This is a genomic window from Methylomonas rapida, from assembly GCF_024360925.2.
Taxonomy (GTDB): domain Bacteria; phylum Pseudomonadota; class Gammaproteobacteria; order Methylococcales; family Methylomonadaceae; genus Methylomonas; species Methylomonas rapida.
Map to the genome: position 1 here is coordinate 2,532,995 of NZ_CP113517.1, position 18,883 is coordinate 2,551,877.

Consider the following 18,883-nt stretch of genomic DNA (forward strand, 5'->3'; position numbering starts at 1 on the left):
GAGCATCATTCCCAGCTATTGATATCCTGATCCTCGCCCTCGCCGCCTTCTTTTTCATCGGCGCCGTAGCTGAACAAATCGAAACTGCCGTGCTGGCCGGGATAGACATAGTGATAATCGTTCATCCAGGGGTCTTGCGGAATTTTTTCCTTACGCAAATACGGCCCATTCCAGCGCTTGGCGTCGGACGGTTTTTCGACCAACGCGCTCAGACCTTGTTGCTGGGTGGGATAGCGACCTTCATCCAATTTATACATATCCAGTGCCGCCGCCAGATCCTCGATTTGGACTTTGGCGGCCTTGGTTTTGGAAGCGCCCATGTGTTTCATCACTTGCGGGCCGACGATACCGGCCAAAAGCGCGATGATCCCCAAAACCACCAACAGTTCCAGCAAGGTAAAACCGCGCGAGCGGCGGATAGTGTGTTGCATGATTGCTCCTCCTTTAGACGGCAAGATCGTTGACACTCAAAATGGCTAATAAAATGGAAACAATGATGCCGGCGATCATCAAGCCCAGGGAAATGATCAAGGCGGGCTCCAATAACGCCAGCATGCGCTGTATCGTCGTTTTCAGTTGTTTGTCGTAAATCACCGCGACCCGCATCAGCATTTCCTCCAGCCGGCCTGTTTCCTCGCCCATTTTAATCATTTGCACGGCCAATTTGGGAAACAGGTTTTGCTTGGACAGCGCTTCCGACATGGTGCGTCCCTGTTTCAGTTGATCTTCCGCGTCCGCGAGCAAGTCCGCCAGGACACCATTCGTCACGGTTTCACGCACGATACCCAGGGATTTGAGGATGGACACGCCGTTACCCAGCAAGGTACCGAAGGTACGGCTGAAATTGGCGGTTTCCATATTGATGACGATAGCGCCGAACAAGGGCAGCCGCAAAAAACGTCCGTCCCATGCCTTTTTACTGACCGGATTGGCCAATTGCGCCTTCATGAACTGCACGCCCCCCATTATCAGCAACAGCAGCAACCACCAGTAACTTTGCAGAAACTCGGCCAACCCGACCACGATTTGGGTCGGAAGCGGCAGTGCTTGCCCCGCGCTTTCAAACATTTCCTTGAACTGCGGCACCACAAAGGTCAGCATCACGAACAACGAAACCAGAGACATCACCAACAAAATGGCGGGATAAATCAACGCCGTACTGACGGTATCCTTGAGCTCCTGACTGCGTTCCATATAATCGCCAAGGCGTTGCAACACCCCGCCCAGATTGCCGCCCATTTCGCCAGCGCGGATCATGTTCAAATAGAATTTGGAAAACACCTCGCCCTGACTCTCCAAGGCATCGGCCAGAGCCTTGCCAGCCTTGACCTTTTCCAGCACATTGGCGACCAATTTATGCAACTTGGCATTTTCCTCGGTCAATTGCAGCAAAATCGTCAATGATCTGTCCAGCGGCAAGCCGGATTCCAACAGCGTCGCCAGTTCACCCGTCAACATGCCGATTTCCTTGTAAGACAGGCGCAAGGCCGCTGACTTGAGCCTGAAACCCAGAAAGGTCTGGTCCTTGGCTGGCTCGATGCGAATCGGAATCAGACCCTGATTTTGCAGTTCCAGCAGCAAGGCTTGCTCATCCTTGGCGTCGCGCACGCCCTCTTCGGCCAAACCCTGGTTGTTGACGACTTTGTAGGAATACAGTGGCATGGAAAAAAAATGAATGACGATAAAAGACTACAACCGTGTAGTCCTGGTGCGTTTGCCAGAAGGTTTTTTATCTGCCCGATTGGGCATATTTTAGCCTCATTCTTTTGGCACTCTCTTCAATAAATCAAACAATTCGCTGTTGGTCGAAATCACGATGCTGGTATCGCCATCGATCACTTTGCGGTAAGTTTCCATGCTCTTCAGAAAGTTGTAAAACTTCGCGGCTTCCGGCTTCTGCCCGTAAGCCCTGGCATAGATCTCGGTGGCCTTGGCGTCGGCTTCGCCCTGGATTTCCTGCACCCGCTTGTAGGCCGTCGAACGAATTTCATTGATGTCACGCTCCCGGTTGCCATTGATCCTCGCCGCCTCTCCTTCGCCTTCGGAACGGAAGCGTTGCGCAATCTGCAAGCGTTCGCTGATCATGCGTTGATAAATACGCTCCAGCACCTGCTGGTTGTAATTGATGCGCTTGAGACGCACGTCCAGCAACTCGATGCCGAATTCCTCCAGCTTGGGGGCCGCGGCATCGTAGACGTCCTGTTCGATTTTCGCCCGGCCAACGCGAATAGGCCGCAGCTGGCCCAAAGTGCCCTCGCCCGCCAAATTACCCAAGCTTTCATCCATCACCGGTTTGCGTTCCTTCTCGGTCCGCACCACTTCGATCAACTCGTGGCGGGCGATGGCGGTGCGGGTTTCGCTCCCCAAAATATCCTCGAGCCGAGATTGCGCGCTGCGTTCGTCGCGCAGACGCAAGTAATAGCGCATCGGATCGGTAATCCGCCAACGGGCAAAGGTATCGACCTGCACATACGTCTTATCCTTGGTCGACATTTCCACCATCGGCCCGTCCCAAGCCAGATAGCGCTTGTCGAAACTGTTGACTTGTTGCACGAACGGCAGTTTGAAGTGCAGGCCGGGGTCCGTCACCGGGTCGCCGATAGGCCGGCCGAATTGAGTGATGATGACTTGTTCGGCTTGATTGACCGTGTAGGCCGACAAAAACAAGCCGAGCAAAATAATGGCAAGCAAACCGCCCGTGGTCGCGGAAAGTTTCATGGCGCTACCCCCAGCGGTTTGTCGGAAAACGGCAGCATCGGCAAGATTTGTTGCACGGTATCATCAACGATGATTTGCTGCCTGGCTTGCGGCAATACTTCACCCAGCGTTTCCAGATAAATACGGTCCCGGGTGACTTCCGGGGCTTTCAGGTATTGTGCCAACACCTGATTGAAGGCGGCGACATCACCCTCGGCTTCATTGATGCGTTTGAAACGATAGCCTTCGGCGGCGCGTATGGCCTGATCGGCTTCGCCACGCGCCCTGGGTACGGCTTTGTTGTATTCGCCATTGGCGATGTTGATGGCGTTTTCCTTGTCCTGCTGGGCACGGTTCACTTCATTGAACGAAGGCTGAACCGGCACCGGGGGATTGACGTTTTTGAGCTGCACTTGATTGATGGATACGCCGAGGTTATAGCGCTGGGCCAGTTCGCGCATGCCAGCCAGTGCAGAGTCTTCGATTTCCTGGCGACCGATGGTAATGATTTCATCGACGGTCCTGTCACCGACTATTTCGCGCATCACGGATTCCGAAATATCCCGTAGCGTCAGGCCGGGATCGCGTACATCGAACAAATATTTTTCGGGATCGGTTATCCGGTATTGCACTATCCATTCGACCAGAGCCGAATTCAGATCGCCGGTGACCATCGATCTTTCCAGCTCGGGTTCGTCGCTGGCCTGATCGCGATTGGTGAAACCAGGCGTGGTAAAACCGAATTCCAATTTTTGCTGGCGCTGGGTCGGGACTTCGATGACGGCATCGACGCCGAACGGAATCTTGAAATGCAAACCGGAAGGCACTTTGTCGATATACCGGCCAAAACGCAGCAAGACACCCTCCGACTCCGCCGGGATCGTATAAAACGACATATTCAGCCCTATCAGCAACAATAAGAGTAGAAAGATAGACTGAGGCGACAAGGGCCAGGCCATGCTGAAACGCTGAAACCATATCTTAGGATCGTTCATGCAAACCTCCGTACCTCAAATGGAATCAGCACCCGAAGCGAGCGAAAAGCGCACTCCGGGCCTCCAGCATCAGTGATGATGACCACCCGCGCCGTGAATATGGCCATGCGCCAGTTCATCGGCGGTAGCCGGTCTGACATCGACCACTTCGACCGCAAAATTCAGGGTTTCTCCGGCCAAGGGATGATTGCCGTCTATGGTCACATCGTCGCCGTTGATGTCGGTCACCGTGATGATGCCGGCGCCATGGCTCACGTCGGCGTGAAACTGCATACCCACCTCGACATCCATGCCTTCGAACATTTTCTTGGAAACCACTTGCACCATATCCGGCACCAGTTCGCCGTAAGCTTCGGCCGGCGGAATGGAAACATCGAACTTGTCGCCGACGGACTTGCCGGTCAAAGCCGCTTCCAAGCCAGAAATGATGTTGCCGGCACCATGCAAATACACCAACGGCTCTTCACCGCGGGAACTGTCCAACTGTTCTCCGACATCGTTGGTTAGGGTATAGTGTATGGAAACAGCTGTTTTATCAGTGATTTGCATAAATGCCTTTTTGCTTTTAGGAAAAAAGCCATTATAACCTCATCCCGGAAACGCTTGTCACCTTAACGAGTGATACGCCGACATCCCAACAATTGGCATTATATGGCATTGGTCATGGTGGGAACCTTGTTTTTGGTCAAGCAGAAAAAAAGCGGGGCGCCAGCAGTGTTCCATGTTGTCATTCAACGATTTTAGTGACGGCGCTGAAACATCTGCTACCTCGTCGCCAACTAACCGCAGAGGAATTGGCGGACATTATCAACTAGCGCCATTATATGAGGCGAAAGGCTTAGTGGTGGAGTTTCCAATCAGCTTCTCAGCAAAGCGAGTCTTACTAACAGCATGACAAATAATATTGCACTCCACAATAAAAAAAAATTTATAAATTTTTTTTCTTAGATTGGTGCTTCCAGCCGGCAACAAAGAGGGAGTTAAAAACAATGCGATAGGACTTACGCATTGACGGAAGCCTGAAACTGTGGGTTCAAATATTCCTTGCCGACCATGAAGCTGTTGACGAATGCGGCGATCACATCCTGATACAACGTTCTTTGCCATTGGTAAGCATTGCGAATAATTTCAGTAAATTGCATTCGCTGCAGATGAACATAGCCACATAAAGCGGCAAAGATATGGTTGAGTATCGGTACTTTGCTACGGACTTGGAACTTCTCGATGTTGCAAACCTGCTTGATCATGCGGTGGTATTGCTCGATCTGCCAATGCTGGTCGTGCAGTTTCTGAAAATCGGATTGCTTAAAGGCATCATAAGCCTCAGCCTCTGGCAGGAACACCACGTAATGGCGCAGTTGGTCTTTTAACCGCGTCCGAAACAGCTTCACGTTGCCAAAATCACGTAACCAGACCCGCATGCCGTCGTCAGGAATGTCCAGTTTTTGTACCTGGATCCAGGTGCCTTTTTCCGTCGACACCCGGCGATTGCTTTCCACCGCAAACATAAACCCCATCCGGTGGTTTTTTACCGTCTTAAGGTTGTCCACACAGGAATACCAACTATCCCCGGTCATAAAATTCGGTTGTAATCCCCAAGCCAGCACCTCGCCCAACATGTCGAGGAAATAATCATTTTTGGTTTTTCCTTCTGCCTTGTCGTATACACGATAGTTAACGGGCAGGCTGCGGCCTTGCGGGTCAGTGTAGTATAACGTGATGAGATTCAAGCCTTTAACCACGCGATGATGCTTGCCAGACCAAAAATGTCCAACCAGTTCCATGCGTTGGCTGTAGGGTTTGTCTAAGGTGCTGTCATCCACGTTCAGCGTCCCGCCCACCAAGTTCAACAGACATTTTGCCTCATTGAACAAGTCTTTCGGCTCGTAACTTTCTCGTAACAGGAAACGATTCACGCTGTCATGGGAAATGTTCATCACCTCGGAAAGACGGGTGCAGGTACTTGATTTCGGTTCGCTCATCAAAAATCCCATATACATTGGCAAGGTGCAACGCGCTGTCGGTGGGCGGCTAGGCTTTCTTATCATCCCTGAATCGTTCTTGTTAAATGTACTTCCTATGACATAGTTATTGCTTGATCGTCAATGCGTAAGTCCTATGCGATTGGAAAAACTTGCCTTACCGCAGGAGTGGACATCTTGTATATAGCCCACCCCAGCCTTAAGACCTGAACTAAGATATAAAAAATGGCAATAAACCCCAAAGTCACACAACTGAAAATTGCTAAATCAACTATGTTCATGACTATTTAGGCTCGCCAATGAGATTTTGAATCGCAGTATTAACCACGCTAATACCATCACGTAATGTGAAGTCTGCTTGTAATTGCAAGCTACCGCCCGCTCTAATTTGTGACCCAAAATTAGGCTCTCACAGATTTCCCGTGGTTAACCACAACCGATAGCGCGCATAAACAGCCTAAGATCACTACATATAGTGTCTACCACGGCAATTCTTGGAAAGCCCAGAATTAAGCTGTAACTCACTAGAAAATGGAGCGGAAAAAATGGCTCTCCCAGATTTGCCGTGGTAGTTCATGATCTCGGACTAAAACTGAGATTTCAAAGATTAGCAATAAAAAATAATTGCTTTTATTTCAATGGCATAGCTTTTATGAGGCAGGTTTGTTCGATCTGCAATCAGTATCGATAAGCTATTACCACGGAAAATCTGGGAGAGCCAAAAAAATTGCATATCATTGATTTTATGGCTCTTCCGTATTTCGCGGAGTAGCCCCGACATATAGGGTTATGCATAACCGAACAACCGTCTCCCTTCGATATCAAGCCAGATATGCTGAAACAGGCGGACGGTATTGTAAATGCCAAAGCAGCGTCGTTTGATGCTTTTGATTTTGTTGTTAAGCCCTTCAACAAAGCCACTGGTTTCCCGGCGAATGAAATAGTTGGTGATTTCATTTCGCCAGTTTTGATAGGTTTTGACAAACGCATCAAAGCCCTTCAACTTCAAGACTTTGATATGCTCCATCCAGCGATCCAAGGCTTTTTCGGCCTCAGCCTTATTGAGTCGGCGCTCAAAAATACCCGTCAAAAGCTCCCGTTGGATATAGACTTCTCGCAAAATGGGGGCTTGCTGGAATAGAAAAAGCAAAACGGTTTGCTGATCGGCAGAGAGTTCCATCCAGCGCTTCCGAAAAGCCCACATCGCGCCTTTCAGCTTGGCATAATCCTCGGCAGACAGGGTATTCTTGAGTTTTTTCATTTCCGCCTTGCGGACCTGGTCGGCGCCGTCTCGATAATGCTTGGCGACATGGAAGCGATCAACCACCACCTCGACGCCGGGCAATGTCTCATAGACGGCGTTGCGATACCCTTCATACATGTCCACGCAGACGCGTTGTAACGCGTGTTGCTGTGCCTCGGGAATATTCTGCAAAAAGGCTTTAACCGTTTCTTTTTTGCGGTCGGGCAGCACCGCCAGAATCCGCTTATGGTCCTCGGTATCGATAGCCGACACGATGACCACAAAATCTTGATGCCCTTTTTTCAAAGCGATTTCATCCAGTCCCAGCAAGCGAATGCCTTGGATGGCAGACCAATCAACTTGTTGGGCCACGTGCCGATTGATAATCCCTTCCGCCGCTTCGGCGCTGATGCCGTGCTTCACGTCCATGTCGGTCACGCTGCTGTTGATCAATTCACGCAATATCCACTGCTCATACGCTTTGGTATGGGGGCTTTTCCAGTTATACCAGCCACATTGTTGCGTGGTCGTCGGACCTTTGGGGCAGTCAGGGCATCGATAGCGCTTGGGGGTTAGCTTGATCCAAACCGGCCGATCGAAAATCGACAAATGACGCAAGGTGATTTCTCTGCCATAGCCATAAAACTTATCGATCCTCTGGCCGCATTGATGGCAGGTTGCACTGGTTAACGTACTACTGACCGTGATGATGAACTCGCCTTTGGCGGTGGTTTCAACTTTTTCGATACAAACATCAGGTATATCCAGCGGTATTTGAAGTAGCGACTGTGTCATCACGATACTCCAGCGTTAAATTGTCGACCTTAGCAAAACTCACTGTGGCAGGCAAAGACTATAGCACTACATGTAGTGGTTTCTCCGCAAAATACGGAAGAGCCGATTTTATAGCCCAGTAACATTCGCCGCCAAGACAACCATTAAAAAAGAACATAAATAGATTAAAATCATTAGGAATTTTTCGCTAAAATCATATTTATTCGGATAAAGTATCCACGAATTCCTATCTTCAATGCTCTCATCAATTTCAAGCCCAACCCTGTTTAGATATTTCCTCTTTACCAAAACAGGGCCAAAATATATTAGTAATGCAGAAAGAATTATTAAAACGATTTGAGATAAGTTTAATCTCCATAAAACATCAACAAACTTCGAAAAATCTAACATAGTTATAAGACTCCTAACGGTATTAATATATGATTAATTGTTAGAGCATCCACATTGATTTCTTAAACTGCTCACTCTCACATTTTGTGAGCCACCAACGGAGATCATGTTGTTTAAATATGCACTCGCAATAGCATTACCTTTACCTGAATCCGTGACTTTAAATATTGTCGGCCCTTTTTTCGCAAAATCATTCCGAAATTGGACTGTATTTAAAAGGGCATCCGTCGCAACCGAGTTTAACGTCTAAAAAACAAGCCTATTTTCAAGACTATTTTCCGGGCCTGGATAAAGTGGCGGGATTTTAAGCGTAGGGTTCTCTCACCGCTATGTTTTTGCGGTGATTAAGTGGCGAGCTGACGATGGCGTAACAATCAGCGTCTAGCCGACGGCGAGTTTGGCATAAGTGGATTCGAAGGCAATGAAGCCGGGACAAGCCTGCGAAAAACGCAACTTGAGCCGATGACCGGTACGGATGAGTCGTGCAGCCAGGTACATGAGCTCCTGGATCACGGTTTTGATACGCCGCCGCTTGGCAGGATGCCTGACCGGGCTTTGTTCGCCCAGCAAGCCGATCAGGCCTATCCAGCGCAGGATGTTGTAGCTATAGGCGCTGAGGCTCATGATCAGGTCGTTGGTGGCAAACTTGCCGGATGGCAGGCGCTCGATATCCAGATCGGTCTTGAATTCGCTGTGGAATTGTTCAGCGGTGGCATGGTCGCGATAGAGGGCAATAACCATGGCATCGTCGTAATCGGCCACCGGCAGACTGGTCCACCAGCCTTCGATTTCGATATCCGGTAGCACGAGGGCTTGGCCTTGAGCCGTGATGGTGCGCTCGGTGATTTGCATGACCCGGCGACAGGTATAGGTTTTACCGTTGCGAGTGTGTTGCTCCATGACACTGAACAAGGCCACGCGTTTGCCTTCGCGCGGTGTGGTCCACTGGCCGTGTTGTTCGGCGTAGGCCAGCCAGGCGTCGGCATCTTGTTTACGCGGGTTCCATTTGATGATGAAATCGACCTGATCGGCTTCGTGTAAGTCGATGCGATTGTCGAGCGCGTCGTGACCGCCATCCAGCCGGACCAACAAAGGCAAAGTCGTCAAACGTTTCGCGGCGGCGAGTCCGCGCTCCAGCGCATAGCGGAATTCGTATTGGCAATGCTGCTTGCCTTCGCGCAGTTCATTACCAATACACCAGCCCTCTTTACCCAGATAGAGGGCAATCGGGGCGTAGCCGTCAAAACCTTTGTAGGTTCGGGAGACGCCTTCTTTGCAGGTTTTTTCGTTGTTCATGGGGTAAACATCGATATCCAACGCGACATGGCCGGCTAACGGCGTTACCGGCACCTGGGCGTGAGCCAGAAAATCGAGGTTGCTTTGATAAATGATCGGTAATAAGGCGTCGGCGTGTTCATCCAGCCGCTGTCTGAGGCGAGCGCTAGAGGGCACGTGCTGAATCGACAGCGCAGCTTTGAAGTAGTCGTCATTGCGATGGTTTTCAATGGCCTCGAAATCACTTTTGCCCAGGCAAAGCGTGCCAATGATACTTTTGATAATATCCGCGTGAGAAATACTATACCGTGCCGTAATGGAATACCTTTTTCCAAGGCCTGATTGAGCTGACCATAACGATTTAAACATAAACCGACCAAGGCTAATCCAGAGTGACTGGTATAAAATTCAGTGTCAGATTGTTCCAGGATAAACCGCTTCATGAATCACTCGCTGGGTGAAGAATAGAATAGGCGAATTATACCAAAATAATCCTTATGAATCATTGGTATAGATCTATTTTGCGGGCTTTTAAGTCACGGATTCAGGCTTTAGATATGTCTTTTAAAATATTTATAACCTTACCTGGCGCCAATCCTATACCAACATGATCACCTTCTAAATTGCCGGTCACAGGATCAAAACTTGCACCTAATTCTCCAGCACCTATTAATGCCGAAGGCTCTCCAAGAATTGCCGTGGTAGACACTATATGTAGTGATCTTAGGCTGTTTATGTGCGCTATCGGTTGTGGTTAACCACGGGAAATCTGTGAGAGCCATGCCGAAGCCTCGCCTGAGGTATTTGCAAGGTCGCAAATACCACCTTTATCGTATCCTAAATTTAGTGTGGCTTTACCTAAACCAACATTTTGAGCGAAATCGGCACCGAAGAAACCACCAAAATCCCAATTCCCACCATTTGGGCCAGGAAACTCGATGGCTATTCCAGAGTGGATACCGCTTAACCCTTCAATTCCTGTCATTGACTCAGAAATAAAAGATGGCACTTGTATATTAGTGCTAAGAGAAATTGTATCTAACCCCAATGGGTCAATATTTGTGAGTGGATTATTCCGTACATAGGTGTATAGGTTTATACCTCCATTCTCGCCAATTGGGTCCCTCGATAACCATCGCCCGGTATCAGGATCATAAGCCCGATAGTTGGTTAAATGCAGCCCAACGCCCTGTATGTTAAACATCCCAGCATACAGAAAATCCGGTGTAATCGGCGCCGCCTTTTGGATCGGTTTACCGTAGGCATCGTAATCGAACGAACCTATCCTGGCACCGGTCGTCATCACCTGCACGTCACGCACCGAGCCTAAATGATCGCGGGCATAATAAAGCCGTACATTGCCGGCGATTCTGACCTCTCCTTCGGGATAATAACGCCGTGCCACTACGTCCGTAGCCGTGCGGGCTTGGCATAAGCTATCGCCGCACCACAAATAACGCATGACCGTCGGCGCCATCACGCCGTTATCGGATGTGATCGAGACGCGCCGGCCCAAGCCGTCGTAGGCCATCTGATACGAGAATCCCGGTTGTCCGGTCAACTCGACGTTGACCAGGCGATTTTCCGCATCCCAGGCATAGTCGCGCGCGCCGTCGTTAGAGAGGTTGCCATTGGCGTCGTAGGTATAGCTTTGGGCATTGGCGGTAGTGATTTGATTTAGGCCGTTCACCTCGATTGCGGTACTGCCTCTCGGCATGTCGATGCCAGTCAAGTTGTCGCCGGCGTCATAGGTATAGTCATATTGATCGCCCCTGGAGACATCCACCGAAGTCAGGCGGTCGGCGTCGTCGTAAGCGTAGGTGTAATCCTTGGCGGCCCAGCTTCCGCTTAAGGCCGTGGTTTCGTTGATTTCGCTGATCCGATTTTCCGGCGTGGTGACATAATCATAGCTGCGAGCCGCGCCGCTGTTTTGAATGCCCAATAATCGCCGATCGTTCTGGTTGTCGTCGTATTGCCAGCTCGTGCCAACTTTACCGGCGCTGTCTTGTAAACCGGTCAATTGATCGGTTTCGCCCAGATACGTTTGGGCGAAATCGCCCAGCGGATTATTGTGGTTGGTCAAACGACCCAGCGTGTCGTAACCCAAAGTTTCGCTACTGGCGTCCACGGTACGTTTTACCATCCGGCCCAGTTCGTCGTACTGGTAACCGATGGTGTCGTTGTTAAAAGGGCCGTCTATCTGGCTCAGTCTTAAGGCGCCTAATTGTCCAATGGCCTGATATTGGTACTGCGTGGTGCCGGTGCCGTCCGTCATCGATGCGACTCTTGGGAACCGAGAATCATAGCTAAAGCTAACATTCGGCGTGGGGTTGATGGCGTTGATATAACGCAACAAGGTGCGCATCCATAGGTTGTACCGAGCCAGCGGCGAGGCGCAACAGTCGCGATTGATGCGCCTCCTGACGTCGGCAGCATCCTATCGGCCCTCAAATTTGGCGCCCCTTATCGCGTTGATCTTTATTACAGTTGACCACCAAGAATAAGATGAAATTGTACTAGAGCAAGAAAAGCAATCACAGTCCAAATAACGGAAAACAAAATGGCATATAAAATGATTAATAATAATTCTGTATAAGCTTTATTAATCACTACTGTGCCAATATATAATATATTTATGTACAAAAATATAAAAAATACAAATACAGAAAATGCAAAATTAAATGGCTCATAAAGTAATAAATTAAATCCTTGACTTGGGCTTGTTGAAAACAAACTAAAATGCATTATTAATATACCTAATATTAACATTACCCCAACAACTAATGTCTTCTTTATATTCATACACATGCCGTATGTTAATTACAGAATCTATTGATTTTTATTCTTCTTTTCCGCTTCTCTTGCTCGATCAAGTACTGTATCAACCCATGTTTGGCAATTTCTCGCTCCCAATTTATAAGGTGTTGTGTACGGATACGCTATAATGCTATATTTAGGAAAATAGGTTTTTTGAGCTAAAACGTATTGATCTAAACTATTGTTTTCCCTTATAGTTTCACATCTATTACCCCCATCCCAATCATCAATTTCATTTTCACTGGTATCAACCCATCCATCACTCCAAAGCATATTATCACCTGCTTGAAAGCTAAGGATTTCACCATTAACACTTAAAAAGTCATGCCTCAAAGGTTGGTTTGATGAAACAGCCGAATTACCAGGCGCACCTAATCTCCTTCCGCACCGTTTAACCCAAAGGCCTTCAGGATCAACCCAATTAACCGGATTATTCTCAACATAGGTGTAAAGATTAACCCCTCCGTTTTCCATAATGGGGTCTCTGGACAACCATCGCCCGGTATCGGGATCATAAGCCCGATAGTTGGTTAAATGTAGCCCAACGCCCTGTATGTTAAACATCCCCGCATACAGAAAATCCGGTGTAATCGGCGCCGCCTTTTGGATCGGTTTACCGTAGGCATCGTAATCGAACGAACCTATCCTGGCACCGGTCGTCATCACCTGCACGTCACGCACCGAGCCTAAATGATCGCGGGCATAATAAAGCCGTACATTGCCGGCGATTCTGACCTCTCCTTCGGGATAATAACGCCGTGCCACTACGTCCGTAGCCGTGCGGGCTTGGCATAAGCTATCGCCGCACCACAAATAACGCATGACCGTCGGCGCCATCACGCCGTTATCGGATGTGATCGAGACGCGCCGGCCCAAGCCGTCGTAGGCCATCTGATACGAGAATCCCGGTTGCCCGGTCAACTCGACGTTGACCAGTCGATTTTCCGCATCCCAGGCATAGTTGCGCACGCCGTCGTTAGTGACGTTGCCATTGGCGTCGTAGGTATAGCTTTGGGCATTCGCGGTAGTGATTTGATTCAAGCCGTTCACCGCGATTGCGGTACTGCCTCTCGGCGTGTCGATGCCGGTCAAGTTGTCGCCGGCGTCATAGGTATAGTCATACTGATCGCCGCTGGAGACATCCACCGAAGTCAGGCGGTCGGCGTCGTCGTAAGCGTAGGCGTAATCCTTGGCGGCCCAGTTTCCGCTTAAGGCCGTGGTTTCGTTGATTTCGCTGATCCGATTTTCCGGCGTGGTGACATAATCATAGCTGCGAGCCGCGCCGCTGTTTTGAATGCCCAATAATCGCCGATCGTTCTGGTTGTCGTCGTATTGCCAGCTCGTGCCAACTTTACCGGCGCTGTCTTGTAAACCGGTCAATTGATCGGTTTCGCCCAGATACGTTTGGGCGAAATCGCCCAACGGATTATTGTGGTTGGTCAAACGACCCAGCGTGTCGTAACCGAAAGTTTCGCTACTGGCGTCCACGGTACGTTTTACCATCCGGCCCAGTTCGTTGAACTGGTAACCGATGGTGTCGTTGTTAAAAGGGCCGTCTATTTGGCTCAGTTTTAAGGCGCCTAATTGTCCAATGGCCTGATATTGGTACTGCGTGGTGCCGGTGCCGTCCGTCATCGATGCGACTCTTGGGAACCGAGAATCATAGCTAAAGCTAACATTCGGCGTGGGGTTGATGGCGTTGCTATAGGTCAGTGCCGTCCGGCGATCATCCTTGGCATAGGTAAAGGTTTTCTTTTGACCTAGCGCGTCGGTCACCGATTTCAGCCGGCTGGTCTTCGCTTCATAGGCATACGTCGTTTTCTTGCCATCGGCGTAAGTTTTAGCCGTCACCCGACTTTGAATATCACGACTCCAGGTGGTGACGTTACCGTTGCCGTCGCTCAGGCTTTTTAAGGTTCGATTCGGAAAATAGCCGTATTGGGTTTTATGGCTCAACGGATCGGTTTCTTCGACCATATTGCGCATGGCATCGTAACGGTAATGCGTCGTTCTGTTTTGGCGATCGGTGACCGAAACTTTATCGAGTTTATCCCAGGTTACGATTTGAGTGGTGTCATCCGGATAGGTGATTTTGGTGAGGCGGTCAAAATCGTCGTAGCTGTACGCGAGGGTGTAACCTTCCGAATCGGTGCGAGTCGCCACCCGGCCGTAATCGTCGTAGGTCAGGCTAAGTTGGGTCTTGCCGTTGACATTGGTAACCTTAGTCAAATAACCGAGATCGTCGTAGCCATACGAAGTAATTTGCCCTAAGGGGTCGGTCACTTGGGTTAGTTGGCCCGCGCTGTTGTAGCTGTAGGCGGTCGTTTGTCCGGCCGCATCGGTCGAGGTTAGCGGTAAATGCTGGCTGTTGTAGGTAAATTTGGCGACAGGGGTGTAGGTGTAGGTGTAGGTGTTGGTGGCGGTTTTTTGGTCGATCTGTATCGGATCGATTTGGTTGCCGGCATAGGTAATTTGAGTGTCGCAGCCCAAGGCATCGATGCTTTGGGTGATTTGTCCCTTGCCGTTATAGCTGGTTTGCAATAATTGCGTCGTGCCGTCATCCAGAACCCGACCTTGTCGCGTCGGCTGGTTATAACTTCCGGAAACCGCCGTGCCTAAGCCGCTACTGGGTTGCCCTGGATAATTGAACCAAATGCGACTTTCCAGCGGATACTTGATGCTTTCCACGGGTTCGCTGATTACATTGGTATTCTGCGCCCAATGCACCCAATGCTTGATGCGAGCCTTAGCGTAATCCCCGGCCCCAATTTGATACGCATATTTGTCCCAATAGAAGGTATTGCGATAATTCAGATACGCGTTGAATGGCGCAACGATACCTTGCGGAATGAGCGATGCGCTATCTGAATAAGGGATAGTGGAAACGCCGGGTTTGAGTTCCAGCCTTTCCGTATGGCCTAAAGGGTCCGTGGCTTGGAGATAACGCGAATTGCCGGTGCCCCCATAAGCGAAGGTTGTGGCGCCGTAAGGTGTGGTCAACCGATTAATCAGCGATGAACTATCGTATTGAACACTAGAGACGAGTCCTAAAACATCCGTAATGCTGGATAATCGCCCGTTACTATCGTAACTGATGGAAGCGCTACGTCCGAACGGGTCGGTGATTTTCGTGATCAGTAAAGGCCGATTGCTTAACTCATAACTGAACGTGGTGTCGCGGCCGGCGGCATCGGTGATAGACGTCAGGCGCAACTGGTTATCGTAGTTCAGCGTCACCGTATTGCCGGACGGATCGATCATTTGCGTCAGAAACACCAGCCGCGTCGAAGTCGTCGAACCGTTGGATTGCCCATACACTTCGACACTGCCGTTCGGCAACCGGCGCTCGTAACGCACCGGGTTGCTGGAAACCAGGACCAGGATCGATTGATCTTTGATCTCCGGGGTGAATTGATGAGTGCTGGTGTTATAGCCGCTGTACGCCACGGTTCCGCCACCGCTGCCATAGCGGGTCACATTGGCGCCGGGCGAATTAGGCGTATCCTGAATGTAACTAAGCCAATTGAGCGTCCATTTCTGGCTGACGTTGAAATAACCGAAATTAGCCGGTTGGGCATCTTCGCGCTGGTTATAAGTGAGCGTAGTGAATACCGAAGGGCCAACCGGAGGCGCGTAGCCTACGGGGCGATCTTTGATCTGAAGGCTCGCCACCATCTCGGTAAAGTTATAGGCGCACATGCCTGAGCCATTAGATGGGCAACCTTGAGCGGGGCTCATGCCATTAGTCAAAGGACCGACAACTTGCGGGTTACCCATACCGTAAAGCCGATCTGCTTCGGCGTTCTGGATTTTTTGCCAACCGTGATCCAGTTTCTTGGACGGGACCAAATAATAACCGCTTGCTTCATCATCGATGGCCGCGCGGGTGACCCATAAATCCTGGCCAAAGACCGGATCGTGGATATGGTAGCGGCCTTCGTTTTCGCCCAAGATGGCCGCATAGTGATTCACTTTCCAGTGCACAATTGATGGCACGGGAATCGCTTCACCCGGTTCGCGTTTAATGAGCGTATGCGGCAACTTGGCTTGCGTCGCTAAACGCCCGACTTCGGACAAACTGACGCCATGTTTACCGGAACGGAACCGATTGAGGAACTCGATTTGTCCGGCACTGGCCCCCTGAGAGAGTAATAGATTTTTTAACGCCAAAGGCCCGCATAGGTATGCCGTACCGGGATCGTGCTGCATACTCCACAGCCCTTCCCTCGCATCAGTAATATCTTCGGTGGCCGGTCCCGAGACATTTCTATCGCCCATTTCGGCGAACAAGGCTTCCAGACGCGCTGCGTGGCCAATGCGGGCATGCATGCGCATCAGCTCACCCAATGCGCGATCCACCACGACTTTGACAGACGGCTCGGTAATATTTTACCCAAATGCCACGCTTTCTCCCAAGCGTCGATGGTCAAACTAAAACGCCCGGCTTGATAATAGGATAAGCCTAAGTTGGTCAGTAAAGCCGTCTGCCATCCCGAGTCGGGATATGCGGCTAGGTAATTGGTTAAGGCGCTGTAATCGTCTTCGCTGCTGCGGGTTTGATATTTTTGGATTGCGGCAAGCAAAGCGCCGTCTTCTTCGTCCGTCGTTGCGCTTGTAGGGTACAGCGGTTCTGCAAATTGCGTGGTACTGAGTTTTGCTAGTTGCGCGTGAAGCTCGTCTGCCGCAAGATTCTCGTTGGCGTGAATCGCAGACGACAATCCACCAATCATCAACAGGAAAAGCAATTGGCGCCATCGTTTTAGGTTGTCGCCGAATTTGGCCCGTCGTGAGACGTGGAGGCCGAATAATCCGGTCGCCATCAGTAATAACGACGACGGCTCGAGAACGGTACCGCCGCCTGGATTCCCATTGTTAGCCTGAAGCGCTAAATCGTCGATGGCAAACTGTGTGCAATCGACACCGCCGCAACCGTAGGGGTCAGAAGTATTCCCTGTCACGGTGGCAAAAAAGTCCAGTTGGTTGATGCCGGTAAAATTGAAAGTGAATAATTGCGTAGCGGCCGAGGAAACGGTCACAGTCTTGCTAAACAGCACCGAACCGTTCAATAAGCCTTCGATAGTGACATCGAGCCCGTCGTAATAACCGGCGGCTAAATAGGCAGTGCCCACATCGAAAAGACCGGTTGAACTGATCGAACCAACAACCGGCAAGACTGTAGAACCGTTGATCAATTCACCGCCGCTGTAAGCGGCGTTTGTGCCAGAAACCACGCCGTTGGAAAAACCAAGGTATTGGTTCGCCGCGTCATACGCAATAAAATTAGACCAGCTATAGCCTTGGTAATTTGTTCCCGTTAAATTGATATTACCGCCACTGGCATTAAGATCGTCGAAATTGAGGGAAAACGCTTGAGTAGGCGGTGCAAAGACGAAACTGGGAATAACGAGGAAGACAGCAACCGGAAGAGTGAACGCGTTCATAAAAGTCCTTTAAGCGTTGTGCCGCCCCCTCATTGGTCTCCTGAAGGCCGACAATAGTTAATAAAAGTTCTGTAGTGTCAATAAATACCGGAAGTAAAAAACCAAAAGTGTTTTAACCATACCATAATCTTGAATAACTCCATATAAATTTCTACGGCCACCATCATTCCACAATTATTATGCCTTCATTTATGTTGCTATTTACCGCTCCATGTCAACTCAGTTAGCAATCTTGGCGACTGATCCACAAACCTGGATTGCAGGTTGTTTCATATAGGGGATGCCAGAGCAATCGCGCTATGTAGCTGCTGTTCCGAAGAGTAATTTAAAGCAATAGCTGCCGTTCAAACATGCTCGTAGCTTGCGGCGCTTCAAGCTGTCTTTAGTAGGGCCGTTATTTCTCAGTTATCGAGTGCCATCCGTCGCATCAACACCAAGTTTTCGGCGGAATGATCTTTTCTGGCACGATTCGCATCTTCGCCAAACTGCACATCCAGCACCCAGTGTTGGGAACTTTCTATCGTCCCGGAAACGCTTGTCACCTTAACGAGTGATACGCCGACATCCCAACAATCGGTCAAGCGATCATTTTTCATATTCGATCTCGGTGACATACCAAACAAACACGCCGGCCTCTGTCTTGACCACGACTTCGTCATCGACTTCCTTTTTCAATAAGGCGCGCGCCATCGGTGAATCGACTGAAATATAGTCCTTGCGATCGAAAATCTCGTCATAACCCGCGATACGAAAACGCTTGGTTTCGCCCTGCTCGCTCTCAATCTCCACCCAGGCACCAAAAAACACCTTGCCCTCCTGGTCCGGATGGTAATCGACGACCTTGAGGCCATCCAAACGCTTTTGCAGATACCTGAGCCGCCTGTCGATTTCTCTCAGGCGTTTTTTATTGTATTGGTAATCTGCGTTCTCGCTGCGATCGCCCAGGCTTGCGGCCCAGGTTACCAGTCTGGTCACTTCGGGGCGCTCGACCCGCCACAAATGATCGAGCTCCTGTTTGAGTCTCTCGTATCCTTGCCGTGTTATCAACGGTGTTGCCATATTCTCTCCGCAAAGCAAAATTCCGCCCCGGTTGACGGGGATCAGCCGCAAATATACCCGGCCGCTCCATGAAAATAAATCCGTCCAGCCAAGGCCCATCATTCGCTTCGACTCCGCTTGGCGATCTTATTTGCTGGGGTTCAAATCAACAAAAGGCTAAAATTAGCGGGATTTGACCATACAGCATCC

15 protein-coding genes and 1 pseudogene are annotated in these 18,883 nt (G+C 50.0%); all 16 read right to left on the bottom strand.

The genetic code is table 11. From position 1 onward, the window contains the following. Positions 1–5: 5 nt before the first annotated feature. Entirely contained in the window at positions 6–431 is a 426-nt protein-coding gene (gene gspG / locus NM686_RS11980) for a type II secretion system major pseudopilin GspG (protein WP_255188093.1), read from the bottom strand. A 13-nt stretch (positions 432–444) separates the two neighbouring features. Beyond that, complete coding sequence (locus tag NM686_RS11985; RefSeq protein WP_255188094.1) at positions 445–1,662, bottom strand: type II secretion system F family protein; 1,218 nt, start codon at positions 1,660–1,662, stop codon at positions 445–447. Positions 1,663–1,758: 96 nt separating this feature from the next. Then, a complete protein-coding gene (gene hflC, locus NM686_RS11990) occupies positions 1,759–2,718 on the bottom strand; it encodes a protease modulator HflC (protein WP_255188095.1) in 960 nt (319 codons plus the stop codon). After that, positions 2,715–3,692, bottom strand: coding sequence for an FtsH protease activity modulator HflK (gene hflK, locus NM686_RS11995; protein ID WP_255188096.1), 978 nt, complete (start codon positions 3,690–3,692; stop codon positions 2,715–2,717). Before hflK ends, hflC begins: the two co-directional genes overlap by 4 nt. A 69-nt stretch (positions 3,693–3,761) precedes the next feature. Next, a complete protein-coding gene (locus NM686_RS12000) occupies positions 3,762–4,241 on the bottom strand; it encodes an FKBP-type peptidyl-prolyl cis-trans isomerase (protein ID WP_255188097.1) in 480 nt (159 codons plus the stop codon). 452 nt (positions 4,242–4,693) lie between these two features. Beyond that, a complete protein-coding gene (locus NM686_RS12005; RefSeq protein WP_255188588.1) occupies positions 4,694–5,737 on the bottom strand; it encodes an IS701 family transposase in 1,044 nt (347 codons plus the stop codon). A 724-nt stretch (positions 5,738–6,461) separates the two neighbouring features. Further along, positions 6,462–7,712, bottom strand: a complete 1,251-nt coding sequence (locus tag NM686_RS12010; RefSeq protein ID WP_255187011.1) for an ISL3 family transposase — start codon at positions 7,710–7,712, stop codon at positions 6,462–6,464. 108 nt (positions 7,713–7,820) lie between these two features. Beyond that, positions 7,821–8,102: a hypothetical protein gene (locus tag NM686_RS12015; protein ID WP_255188100.1), complete on the bottom strand. Its 282-nt coding sequence runs from the start codon at positions 8,100–8,102 to the stop codon at positions 7,821–7,823. A gap of 381 nt (positions 8,103–8,483) precedes the next feature. Next, positions 8,484–9,820: pseudogene (locus NM686_RS12020) on the bottom strand (IS1380 family transposase). Between the two features lie 101 nt (positions 9,821–9,921). Further along, entirely contained in the window at positions 9,922–10,086 is a 165-nt protein-coding gene (locus NM686_RS12025) for a hypothetical protein (protein WP_255188101.1), read from the bottom strand. A gap of 45 nt (positions 10,087–10,131) precedes the next feature. Beyond that, positions 10,132–11,733 carry an RHS repeat-associated core domain-containing protein gene (locus NM686_RS12030; protein WP_255188102.1) on the bottom strand — a complete coding sequence of 534 codons (1,602 nt, stop codon included), beginning with the start codon at positions 11,731–11,733 and terminating at the stop codon, positions 10,132–10,134. Positions 11,734–11,858: 125 nt separating this feature from the next. Next, a complete protein-coding gene (locus NM686_RS12035; protein WP_255188103.1) occupies positions 11,859–12,179 on the bottom strand; it encodes a hypothetical protein in 321 nt (106 codons plus the stop codon). A gap of 27 nt (positions 12,180–12,206) precedes the next feature. After that, the gene (locus tag NM686_RS12040; RefSeq protein WP_269021761.1) at positions 12,207–16,523 is read right to left on the bottom strand and encodes an RHS repeat-associated core domain-containing protein; all 4,317 of its coding nucleotides are present in this window, start codon (positions 16,521–16,523) and stop codon (positions 12,207–12,209) included. A gap of 5 nt (positions 16,524–16,528) precedes the next feature. Further along, positions 16,529–17,635: a PEP-CTERM sorting domain-containing protein gene (locus NM686_RS12045; RefSeq protein ID WP_255188105.1), complete on the bottom strand. Its 1,107-nt coding sequence runs from the start codon at positions 17,633–17,635 to the stop codon at positions 16,529–16,531. A gap of 401 nt (positions 17,636–18,036) precedes the next feature. After that, positions 18,037–18,231, bottom strand: coding sequence for a hypothetical protein (locus NM686_RS12050; protein ID WP_407942353.1), 195 nt, complete (start codon positions 18,229–18,231; stop codon positions 18,037–18,039). Next, complete coding sequence (gene greB / locus NM686_RS12055) at positions 18,221–18,694, bottom strand: transcription elongation factor GreB (RefSeq protein WP_255188106.1); 474 nt, start codon at positions 18,692–18,694, stop codon at positions 18,221–18,223. The genes NM686_RS12050 and greB overlap by 11 nt, the downstream gene beginning before the upstream one ends. Positions 18,695–18,883: the final 189 nt, after the last annotated feature.